General features: G+C 38.4%; 6 protein-coding genes. All 6 read right to left on the minus strand.

The window, feature by feature from the left end; translation table 11 throughout:
- Positions 1–5 precede the first annotated feature (5 nt).
- Positions 6–3,287, minus strand: a complete 3,282-nt coding sequence (locus MTP24_RS03975; protein ID WP_243532891.1) for a tetratricopeptide repeat protein — start codon at positions 3,285–3,287, stop codon at positions 6–8.
- On the minus strand, positions 3,287–5,998 hold the full coding sequence (locus MTP24_RS03980; RefSeq protein WP_243532894.1) for an endo alpha-1,4 polygalactosaminidase: 2,712 nt from the start codon (positions 5,996–5,998) through the stop codon (positions 3,287–3,289). The genes MTP24_RS03975 and MTP24_RS03980 overlap by 1 nt, the downstream gene beginning before the upstream one ends.
- 330 nt (positions 5,999–6,328) lie before the next feature.
- Positions 6,329–7,318: a sensor domain-containing diguanylate cyclase gene (locus tag MTP24_RS03985; RefSeq protein ID WP_243532896.1), complete on the minus strand. Its 990-nt coding sequence runs from the start codon at positions 7,316–7,318 to the stop codon at positions 6,329–6,331.
- A 207-nt stretch (positions 7,319–7,525) separates the two neighbouring features.
- Positions 7,526–7,906 carry a DP-EP family protein gene (locus tag MTP24_RS03990; protein WP_243532900.1) on the minus strand — a complete coding sequence of 127 codons (381 nt, stop codon included), beginning with the start codon at positions 7,904–7,906 and terminating at the stop codon, positions 7,526–7,528.
- Positions 7,907–7,926: 20 nt separating this feature from the next.
- Positions 7,927–11,178, minus strand: coding sequence for a winged helix-turn-helix domain-containing protein (locus tag MTP24_RS03995; protein ID WP_243532902.1), 3,252 nt, complete (start codon positions 11,176–11,178; stop codon positions 7,927–7,929).
- A gap of 157 nt (positions 11,179–11,335) precedes the next feature.
- Entirely contained in the window at positions 11,336–12,166 is an 831-nt protein-coding gene (locus MTP24_RS04000; RefSeq protein WP_008132787.1) for a mechanosensitive ion channel family protein, read from the minus strand.
- Positions 12,167–12,180 lie beyond the last annotated feature (14 nt).

Raw genomic sequence — 12,180 nt, forward strand, 5'->3', positions numbered from 1 at the left:
TAACATTAAAAATGTATGTAATATCCTAATTGTAACTGTGTATCTGAGTTACCGACCTTATTACTACTTTGGTAACCGAGCTGTAATTTAAATAAATCATCACCAAGTACTGACCATCCAGCACCACTGGAAACAGACACATCAATTGTATCGTTCAGTGTTTGGTAGCCCGTACTTATGTCAAATAACCAAGACGGACTGGCACCCAAGTATGGGGGCGTTAATGACCCTGTTGAGGCAAAAGAAGTACCTAGGGCAAAGCGCCTAAAAGGTTCAATAACTATGCGTCTGGGTCTTCTGTCTGTATTAATCGCAGTATTTACTCGTTCAAAGTCTTGCCATTGCGCACTAAAGTAGGCGTTCCAAATAGGGCGATCTTTTAAAATACTGTATTGGTAGCGTGCGTTATATTCTTGTCCATTAACGAGTGTGCTGTTGTTGTCTCTACGCGTGAACGACATTGCAGCTGCTGATAGCTGCACGCTTTGTCTGTTATCAATATTATAATTTATATAAGCCGTAGCTTTATTAAGTTGCGCATAGCTGAGTAACACTTCAGATTGGCGGTTTTCGGCGTTGTAGTGTAAGTTTACGCCAACTTGAGTACGCGCATCCCACTGATAACGAGAATCTAAATTTACGCCTTGTCGGCTAACAATATCGCCCTGATGCGTATCAACTTTTGCATTTAAAGCCCAACGGCCAAACGTCATTGTATTTTCTATTGCGAATAGCAGTCCGTTATTGCCAAGGTTTTGCTGATCGCTAAGGCTCAGTTTCCACTGGCCTTTTGCATAAGGAAAATACACATTTATGTCGTATTGCGTACTATTAAGCCCTGCTTGCGGTGATAGGTTTACTTCAAGTGCGCGAAAGTAAGCTGTGCGCGCGTTTCTTAAAAAGCCTAGCTGAGCTTCACTTGGCTCGTTAATTAGCTCTTCATACCAACGTTGCATAGTTGCATAAGGTTGGTTTAAGTATAAAAGCGCACTTAACTGATCGTTTTTGCCAAGTGTATTTGTATCAAATAATTGTTTGATTTTACTAAATTCACCTTGAGTCATGTACAGCTGAAGTGCTTGCCAGGGCTCAAGTTTTTGCGCAGCACGGCGTGATAACCACCAGTTTGCTTGTGCTGTGCCTATGGTTTCAGGGGCTAACTCATCGAGTGTGTTTAGCTGCATTAAATCTGGCATAGCCATAGCGCCAGCCCATCTAAACATAAGTCCTCGATATGCATATTTATCTTTAGGTAAATGCTGAAGAAGATAATGATTAAGCTCTGTGGCGTTGGCGTAATAGCCGAGTTGTTTCATTACATCGGCTAAGTTTACTAATGTGGTTAAGTCGCTAGGCTCAGCTATCGCTAGTTTACGTAAGTAAAAATAAGCACTGTTATATGACTTTTCATAAATAGATAAGCTCGCTAAAAGTTGACCCCACGCATAAGTTGGGTTGTTGTCAGCATAGTTATTTAAAATACGTTTAATCATGATGCTGTCGTGCATTTGCAGTGCTAACCAACCTTGTGCAAGCACCACATCGGGGCTGTATTCGCTCAGTTTTGCGGCGCGGTTGAGCGTTGTATACGCTGAATTTAAATCGCTCTGATTTTGATACCAGCTAGCTAGCGTTAACCAAGCAGGGTATAGCGCCTTGTTATAGCGTTGCTTGTTCAGTTCGTTATAGATTCGTTCAACGGCGTTTGAATCGTTTATTTGCGTACTTAAATTAGCAATGTCAATTAGCTGACTTTCGCTCAGCGAAGGTTGCTGCCATAAATGCGCAAGTAACGCTTTGGGGTTACCTACAAAGCGTATTTGCTGGTACTGCAATAAATCGCTTTCGCCTAATTTACCCAGTGATTTAAGTTGTTCAAGGGCATAAAGCTGTTCTTTTTTATCATTTACCCTGAGCGCCATGTCAACGCGAGCACTCCAAAACTCGTCGTCGGTACTTTGCTGCTTTTGCTTTAAAATGGTTAGTGCCGTGTTAAAGTCGTTATTTAACCAAAACGCACGGGCTAGCCACATTAAATCTTCTTCGTTTTTGGGGCCCTGATAAATAGGCCATAAATTACGTAAACCGCTTAAGTTACCTGTGTCATGTAATACTTTTGCTTTCCAATATTGTGATAATACGCTTTTACCGTTTATGCTTTCAAAACGCTCTATGTGCTTGAGCTCTTGTTTGGCATCGCCAATAAACTCGTTGGTTTGCATCCATTTAGTAAAGCCATTGCCTTTTAGTTGCCTATTTTTAGCTTTGTAAGCGTAAATGTCGTTAGCGTCTTGGTACAAGTATAAAGCCGTTGCATCGTTAATACTGTCTGTAAGCATAGCTGCGGTAACGGCTTTATTTATCATTAACCATTTAAATTCTTTGAGTGCAGCTCTTGGCTTATTGAGCCAGCGCTTTACTTTCCAGTTAAGTAAATGAAGCTCTTTATCGTTAGGTTTTTGTTTTAGTAGTTTTGAAAGCAATAATTCAGCGCTGTTAGCATCGCCATTGGCTAGGTGAAGCTGCATTGCCAGTGTTAAGTACTTAATATTGTTAGGCTCTTTTTGCAGCAGTTTTGTAGCTGCAATAATTGCATCTTCTTTATTGCCTGCTAAGTCAGCAAGATAAAGTGTGCGCTTTATATTTGATTGATCTCCATATTGCTTCCACCACGCATAAGCTTGCACCGCTTCGTTTGCACCCAGTGCGGTTTCAATCGCTTTTTCGGCTATTGTTTTGCTCATGTTATTTTTGTAAAGCAGCAACGCTTTTGCAGGTTGGCCTGCCGTTAGCCAATAATCAGCGGCAATTAACGGCTTTTTGTGTGTTTCATAATATTGTGCAAGCTTTACATTCAAACCGAGTGCCTTAGCTATACTAAGGATGTCTTCGTTCCATGGTTTATAGGCGCTAACCTTTAATGAAAGTTCTTCAAATCGGTCATCTACATTGGCACCACTTGCAAGCCATAATGAGTAAAGTAACTTTATTTCAAGTTCTGTTTTACGCTTACTTTTTGGCAGTTTTTCAAGCTCATTAGTTGCGTTTGAATATTCACTCAATGCTATATGAAGTTCAGCCAATTTAGCGCGCAGCTTTTCATTGTTAGGGTCAGTATTAAGTGCAGCATGCAAGTATGACTTTTCAAACGTGTAGTCTTGCGAAAGTGCATCGTCTTCAAAGAATAGGGTGTGCGGAAATAGCGCATATAATGAAAAACAGCTAACAGCGAGTATTGTTAAAATTGTTTTTATTGAAACCAAATGAGGGCGCTTTTTGGTATTCATTACTTAGCAACCCCTGTGCAGTTTAGGTAACCAAAAAAATCACCTGCAGGCAGTTTAAAGTGGGTTATTTTTGCGCGAGTGATACCTTTATAACTTTTTCCCATGTGAGATATAAATTGGCATGAGCGGGCATTCACTAAATCAAGTGTTGCAGGTATCCACGCTTTAAAACTAACAGCGCCATTTACTTGCCATGTATCTATTACTACATTGGCAGAGGCTAAATAAGGGGCATTATCTTTTTGGCTATGGTCAAAACTAATACGCGAAATACCCTCTACAGTATGTACGTAGTTGCCTTGTTGCGTTACTCCTAGCAGCCCATCGCTTTGTGATATGTTTGCAATATCAAAGTCGCTGGGTATGCGAAGGGTGCGAATGTTTTTTGAACTAAACAACCAGTCGCCTTTACTATTTTTAGCTAAAGCAGAAAAGTAAAAATCTTTCGCAATTTTTGCATAGTGGCTTAAGTACACCGGTGTATTAGGTCTTTGTAATACATAGTCAATATTATGCTTTAGGGCATCAAGCCCTGCAGGAACTTCGCCAGAATAAAAATGATAGTAAATAGTATAGGGCTTTAACCTGTATGGCTTTTCGGTTATTTCAAAGGTTTCTGTTAGTCGCTTAAATCCGTAATACGGGCCATGCCATAAATTAGTGTATACGTTTTCGTTCAGTATTGGCGCGTAAATTTGATACAGTAAATCACCCTCAGGGCGCGCAATCGGCGATATATGGGAAAGGCTAGGGTTATCACTATTTACATCAGTATTGCCGCCATTTACGTTTAGTACACCAGCATTACGCGCTATTTTTAATGCGTCTGGACCGGGTGTAGCATCGCCAGACCACAACATAAGCACCGTTTTTTTTCCTTTAGGTACTAGTCTTTCATTAATATAATTAATGGTGCCGGTAATTTCTTTTTCTAAGCTAATTGTGTCATAGCCAGGTACATCCAAGTGAAACCCATAGTCAGTATCTTCTTCGTCAATTTCTTTTCGGCCAGAAAGCGCGGTCCAAAAGTAAGGGTGACTATAAGTATGCGAAGCGACCTCTACATAGGGAAGTTCAAAAATACTGCGCGCAATTTTTTCTAGTTTTTTACTGTGCTTAGCATGAATTCCTCCAGGCTCTATATCAGCCTGAATAATAGAAGATGTGATGGGAAGTTTATAAGGTTTAATAATGTCATCGCGAATGACCTCTGCGGCATATGGGCTGCCATCAAAGTGTGCAATGCTGGTAAAGCCATCCCCATCTATATGCATAGTAAGCATACGTCTGCCACTTTCTGTCGTTGTGTCTGGAGCGAGTATTGTGGGTAACCCCATGGCTTTAGTAAGCAGTGTAAGTGGGTCAATAACCCAATTACTACCTTCCATTGGGAGCGTATCAATCAGCCATGGGGCAACAATAACTGCGCCATATTTGGTTTTGGCACTTTGTACAACGGTGCTGCCATCAGCCGCTTTTATATCAATAAGAGTTGTGGCTTCTGGCGCTAATTTTAATAAATAAGGTTTGGTAATAGCAGGCGAAGAGCTTGACTCACCTTTTAACCATGGTGCTAAATAATTAAGTTCATAAGGCCCTGGAGGGGAGCTGTTAAGTGTTTCCACGCCTAATGCGGCTAATAATTTAGCTGATTGTGGTAGCTCACCTACCACTAACTGAGGCACTGTACCTAGGCTAGCTTCGAGCCAATTTATTACACTTGGGGAGTAAAAGCCCCCCATGTTTGTCCATGAAACAATTCCAGCATGTAAACTTGGATCAACTAATGGCAACTCTCGTTTTGCTATATCAATGTAGTCAGGAATATAACCTAAATACTCAATAAGAGTGGCTAGCTTTAAATGAACTGTAGAATAAATAAGGGGTTTTAAGTCACTATTGTACGGAATAAGCACGCGCCTAGGTACGGGGCTAATAGTTGATGTTCCCCAAGTTTGTAAATGCCCATCGGTTACCCAAGCATTAAACCCTGAAGCGATAATTTTTTCAGCCATTACAAGGCGTTTGTCAGGTTTTGCATAGTCAATAACTTGAACATTAAAACCTAAGCTTTGCGCTTTTTTAAGTTGAGTTGTTAACCATGCTTGATCGTTCTTAGAGGTTAACTTGTAGCTATTCTCAAGTGGATTAAAGTGGCTAAATAATCCCTCAGCAACTAAGTCGGTTGCAAGGTTTTGTAGGCTTGGCAGTAATTCAAAGCCACGATTGAGCACTAATTGCTTTTTAAATACTAAAGACAGATCTTTTATTATTGAAACTAATCCAGCTTGCTGCGCTAATTTATCGTAACGTTCGTTATCTAATAATTGATAGCTATCAAGGGTGTCTAAAAACAACCCGCTAAAGCCACGTTCTTTTAATATAACAGCCGAGCTATTTAATTGTTGTTGCCATTGCTTTGAAGTTAAATCGGAAATGTAGCTATTCCAATTTGGGTTTGTAGTAAGTGAATAGTCACTTTTATTATATGATTCGCCAATGCTCAAATAAGCATAAACAGCAATGTTACGTTCTTTAAACCAATTTAATTCATGCTCAGTCACTAACTCAGGTTGCACAACAACGCGTGAGTAAAAAGTCATTTCAGCTAAAGGCATTGGGGCTGAATAGTAAAAAGCGATGCTGTTATTAACGGGCTTTGCTAGTAACTGCGCTGATACTAAAAGCAAAAGCCATAAAATATATTTCATTAATGATTCGTTATGTTAATTTTAAACTATTGCTCAAAGGAAAGCATTTCGAGGTTTTTCTAGTTATTTTGTATTAGTTATTATTATATGTTAACAAAAATAAAAGGTCTATCATGTTGTTTTAAATTTATACTAAATCAATCTATTATTTAGGTGGTGTTATTATTGCAAGTTAATGAATTTAAATAAATAAAACCTTTAAGAAAGGCTTGGATTTTAAACGAGATTTGTAAAGAAATGTAAGTTTTTATTGCCAGTTCTGGATAAATTTAAAAGCCATTTCGCTTATAAAATGGCCTTTAAAAAGTTTATTGTTTTAAATATTAATCATTACCTAATACAAATCATGTTTCTTCCTTGCGATTTAGCTCTGTACAAAGCGCTGTCGGCGGCACACATTAATGCTTCAGATGTTCTATATTGGTTATTGTATTCACACGCTAAGCCTTGGCTAACACTAATTTTAACGTTGTCAGGTAGGCCTATTTCTCTAAAGTTTAAATTTAAAATTCTATCTTGAATACGCTTGGCTATCATCTCAGTGTTTGAAATATGAGATCGCGGTAATACCACGGCAAACTCTTCTCCACCATATCGGGCAACTAAGCTGTCTTTTGACGGCAGGCATTCTTCAATTGTTTTTGCTACTTTTTGCAAGCATTTGTCACCTTTTACATGCCCAAAGTTATCGTTAAATAATTTAAAATAATCAATATCAATCAATATAAAACTTAATGGTTGCTTGTTCATTAGACATGTTTGCCAATCTTTGTGGATAGTTTTTTCTAACGTTCCACGATTTGCAATACCAGTTAGGTGATCGAGCTTTGAAAGTGTTTCGAGTACTTTATACTTTTTTATATGTTTAGAAATGTCATGCATGATGCAAATAAATAAAGGAGTATTATTAGTTGTTGCTGGTGGAATGCATGAAACCGAAAGTTCTACATCTAAAAAGTTACCATTAGCTTTAATTATTTTTACTTCTTTGGGGCCATGATTTAGCGGCGTTTGATAATTGTTTTTCCAACTTTCAAACATGTATTCGTAATCGTCACGGTATTGCTCTTGTAAAAAATGCTGCCACTTTTTACCAATTAATATATCTGAAGGAACATTAAAAAATCGTGCAGCTACCGGGTTTACCGATTCAAAAACACCTTGTGCATTCACAATAAATATAGCATCGGCCATAACGTTAGTGACATTAATAATCGCGCTTATTTTTTCATTGTTAACACGCTCAGAAAGGCTGTTTACTAATGTTGATACAGCGATATTTTCGTTATTTAGTTTGCTGTGTTGATTATTGTTAGACATGGCAGTTGCTCATTTTTATTGTTAATGAAACTTGATGTCTAGCAGTGTATTCAATTTATGGGTTTTAAACCTTTCGGTAATCTTCTTTTTTAAGTTGTTGTTTTATTGGTTATTATTGGTTATTATTGGTTGATAGCTAAGGGGGGGTATAAATTAATGACACAGGCATAAATTAGTCCTGTGCAATTTAAGAATAAGTATTACTAATTAGAGTTCTTTTTCATTCTTAACTTGTGGATCAGTGCTTTCATATTTATTGCCATTACATTCAACGTTAAAAATTAAGCATACAGAGCCATTATTTTCATCTGTGTCGGTAATGATAATTGTGTGGCCGTTGTCACTTACTTTATAGCTGAAGTCTTGGGCGCATGGTTTTTGTGTGTCGATATCGGTGATAGTAGCGCCAGTAAATACGAAACCATTTTGAATTGTGGCGTCGTCTAAATTATAGTTGCCAGCGGTTTCAGTTCTTACAACACCACCGCCAGTAGCGGGTTCGTCATTTTTTGTATAGCTAAAAATAGCTTCACTATTGTTAAGTTTAATATTTACTTGAAAGTCGACATTTTCTAGGGTGTTATTCATATTATTTCCTTTATGAGTAATTATAGTTGGAAGTTCGTAATGCCTAATTTAACTAGGCTTGTTTTTATTTCTGATATCTCGTCTTCCCTGTTTAAACAGGTATAAGCTTGTACTAGTGGGTATGTTATTTTTACGCTCTGACTTATTTTTGCAGCTTCAGAAATAGCTTTGATAGCGCTTAAGCAAAATTGCTCTCGCTGTTTATTAGTTGTAGCTAAGTTTGCTTTGATTAAGTTTATTCTTGTATATACTAAGTAATCACCAGTTTTAGTTAGGTTGGATAATTGATGTTTGTAGTTTTCATTATTCTCAAGCTCAGTTAATAACTTCTGCGCTTTGAGTGATGATTGTCTATTTATAAAATATTGAATCAGTGTAATTTGTGTATTAATAGTGCTGGTATTTTTAAAATTTTGAGATTTTAAAAAATTAATTATTTTTTCAATTGTTGAGTCAGTAGCTTCATCAGTAGATAGCATTAGTGAAAGTGCTAAAGAGCGATAATACATAAGCTGAAATTTATTGTTTTTTGGATCTTGTACTAAAGCTTCATTGATAACTTGATTAGCCAAGCTGGCTTTTTTATGTGCCATCCGTTTATCACTCAAATAGCTCAGTAAATAACTTTGTTGCATATATAGGTTTGCTGATGTGTAAAAAAGGCTTGCATCACTAGGGTAGTTAGCAATCAATTTTGTGATTACTTTAACTGCAGCTTCTAATATATTAACTGCTTCATTAAAGTTACTTAGCCTCTCTTCTGTTTTTGCAAGCCAACTAATTGTATCGGATTTATCTCGAAGTAAGTCTTTGTTATTAGGTTTCAGTTCAAGCGCTTTATTCTTAAGTAAAAGTGACTCTGCAAAGTTCTTTTTTGCAGCGCTGTAGTTAGATTTTTTTATGTATAAAGAACCTAAAGAATTAGATGAATACGATAATTCCATAATGGAGTTAAAATCATTGGCTGCCAGCGCATACATTTTTTTACTGTAATCGTGGTATCTTTTAAACATTTGCTCAGTAGCTTGATGATCATTTTGATCATAAGCTAATTGACCAAGCCAAAAGGCATTGGCGCCTGCAAGCGTGAGTAGCTCTAAGTTGTTTGGCTGAATTTTTAATAATGCCTCAAGGCGAATGCGGGCGTTTTCAAAGGCGGTGAAGGCCTCAATGGTTTTTCCGCGCGAATAGGCCACTTCCCCCATGGCCTCAAGGGTTTGTGCGTACTGAAAACGGTTGTTAAATTGTGCTTTATTATTGCTAAAGCTAAAAAGTGAACTTGAATCGTCAGTTTGATCAGTAAAATACTCAAGTGCTTTATTACTAATACCATCAAGTAAGTCCATACGTTCAACGCTACGTAATTTATCCGCAAAGTCGCCGACCATAAACCCGAGTAAGCTTTCGGCTTCTTGGCGTTTTTGCTGTGCTAGTTGCTGCGCTTGAAAGCTGGTAACACTCATTAATAGGGCAACACAGGTAAGTAAACAAAGCAAAGCGACAGTGCCACGTTTTATGGTTGTTTTTGTTTTACTATGCTTAAGAGAGCTGGTTATAAGGGCGTGTTCGTCATCGCCTAGTTCAAATGTGTTGTCGTTCAATAAGGTAACGGCCTCTTGCAGCGGTTTTCCTGTCGCAAGGAGGTAAGCATTACTTTTACCTTCATCTATCCAATTTTGTGCTTGGTGTTGTAAACGGCTTTTTATTGCTAATGAATCTTTGTGATCGCTTATCCACTGCTTTGCGCGTGGCCATTGACGCAATAATGCTTCGTGCGCAAGGCTAAAACAGGCTTCGCCATTTTGTAAGTGCGATACAAATAAGCGGCTATCGACCATGGCTTGTACAAGTTCTATTTGGCTAGTGTTAGTTAATGCCTTCCAGCGGGCTGCGCGGCTAGTAATAGTTTTACCATCAGGGTTTAGCGTTATTAATTGTGATAACACGCTTTTTAGTTGCAGTTGTTGTTTGTTGCTAAGGCCTATAAATACATCTTCTGCTTTTTTGCCTATGGCGCCCTCAATACCGCCAAGTTTTTTATACACACTGTGTAACAACTCATTATTATCACTGCGCTGTAAATACAGCTCTTGCAGTGTGTATTGCAGCATGGGTAGTGCATCGGGATTGTTGGCGGTATCGGCGCAGAGTATTTCATCCAGTGGTGTTTGGGTTTGTGGGTCATGTGAAAACGTTAAATTAGCGGTTATTGCTGGCAAGCGAATAATTTGTTGAAGCTCGTGCCTGTTCGGTGGTGTTAAGTCGTAATGCGCGCCATTAGCTTTGCCAGCCATTAGGCTTGGTTGCTCAACCACTAAAGGGTAAAAATCGTTTCTGCACGCACTAAATACAATCACCGCTTTAGACGTTGCTAAGCGCTCAATAACTGATAAAAATTGGCTACGTGTTTCATCATCAAATAAAGGTGATGAAAGTAGGACCTCTAAACGGTCTATGAACAAAAATAATTGCGGTTTGTTAAGCGTTGGTACTGTTTTAGTTAGGGCATTTGTTAAAGTATGAATAACGTTATTAGTGTTTTGCGTTAATTGCTGGGCGAGTGTTTCGGCGCTTAAACCATCAAAGACAGGCAGGTTATTTATATCCCAATCAAGCATGGCAGACGCTAAGTCTAAATAAAGCCGGCTGTGGTCAATATCTGCAAAATCTAGTTGAGTATACGAAACAACACCAATCCCGTTGTAGCCGCGCTCATCAAGCAGTTTAGGTAAAATGCCTGCGTTCACTAAGGATGATTTTCCGGTACCACTTGGACCTAAAATTAAGCAAAAAGCGCGACCAAAATTCACTTGGCTAGCCACTCTTTCCAATAAAGTGGTAATAGCCTGATTTCGGCCAAAAAACAGGTGGTTATCGGTTGTATTATAAGCGCTTAATCCTAAAAATGGAGATCCACCTTGCCAGCTTGTTACTTTGGGGGCTTCTTCACTTAAAGGAAAGTCTAACTTTGCAATAATACGGTAGCCACGTTTTCTTATTGTTTCTATGTATTGTGGTGCACTTGCTTTATCGCCAAGAGCTTTGCGCAACTGTGTAATTATTTTATGTAGCGGGTTATCGCCTACTTCAATATTTTTCCAACAGTGGTTAAGTAGTTCGTCACTGCTAACAAGCTCCCCTTTTTTTGAGCATAAATAGATCAAAACATCCATGGCTTTTGGTTCTAGCTGCTTGTTTTTACCAGCATGTTGAATGCTGTTTGATAGGGGGCTTACCTGCCAATCGCCTAAATAAAATGGGCTGAGGTTCATTGTGACTCATTGTTGTTTTTGCTGATCTAAATATGTATCGGCTTGTTAAGCTGTAACTTTATAGTACAGAAAAAATGGCAAACCAGTATGGCTTTTAGTCAGTGGTGTTGAGTTATTTTAACGCCAGCCCTTGGCTAGACCAGCGTTGTATTTACAGTTATAGGTCGTTTTTATTTATGGTAACAACACGTTGCGGGAAAGGAATTTCGATATTGGCGTCGTTAATGGCTTTGTACACTCCACCGTTTATAGCTAACTTTGTTTCTATAATTTTCGTGGTGGGTACCCAGTATCGGTAGCTAAGGGTAACACCGCTATCGGCAAAGCGCTCAATGCCTATTTGCGAGTGCGGGTTTTGAGCAACTAACTCGTGTGCGTTGAGTACCTCTTCAATAAGATTAATTGCGGTATCAGCACATGCGCTATAGGCAATATCTATTTCACCCTTAACTAACGAGTAACTAAATGAGTTATGAATTATTTCGCCCATTATATGTTTGTTAGGGATGGTGATTTCTACTTTTTCTTCATCTATTAAAATGGTGTAGCCAAGCTCTATTGTTTTAACTTGACCGCTTACATTTTTAACTTCAATGGTATCGCCAACTACAAAAGGGCGTGTAGCGATAATGGCAAGGCCAGCACCATAATTAGACAGCATGCCCTGTAGTGCTAAACCTGCACCCAAAGAAGCTGCACCTATTGCCGCCACAAAGGGAGTAACACTTATCCCTATCTTGCCAAGCGCTATAATAATAACCATAACAATAAGCAGTACTTTTACAACACTACTAACAAAGTTTGTAAGCGTAATATCCACATTATGGCGAGTCATTAAATTGGCGACTATTTTAGATAGTTTTTGTGCTATCCAAAGGCCAATCAACAATATAAAAACAGCCCCTACAATTTGCATGCTGTAGGTAACTAAATACTCAGTGAGCATATTGTAATACTTTTCAAACTGTTCGATTTCAGAACTGATCATTATGGGCTCTTAAC

Source organism: Pseudoalteromonas sp. APM04 (assembly GCF_022809815.1).
GTDB classification, from domain to species: domain Bacteria; phylum Pseudomonadota; class Gammaproteobacteria; order Enterobacterales; family Alteromonadaceae; genus Pseudoalteromonas; species Pseudoalteromonas marina.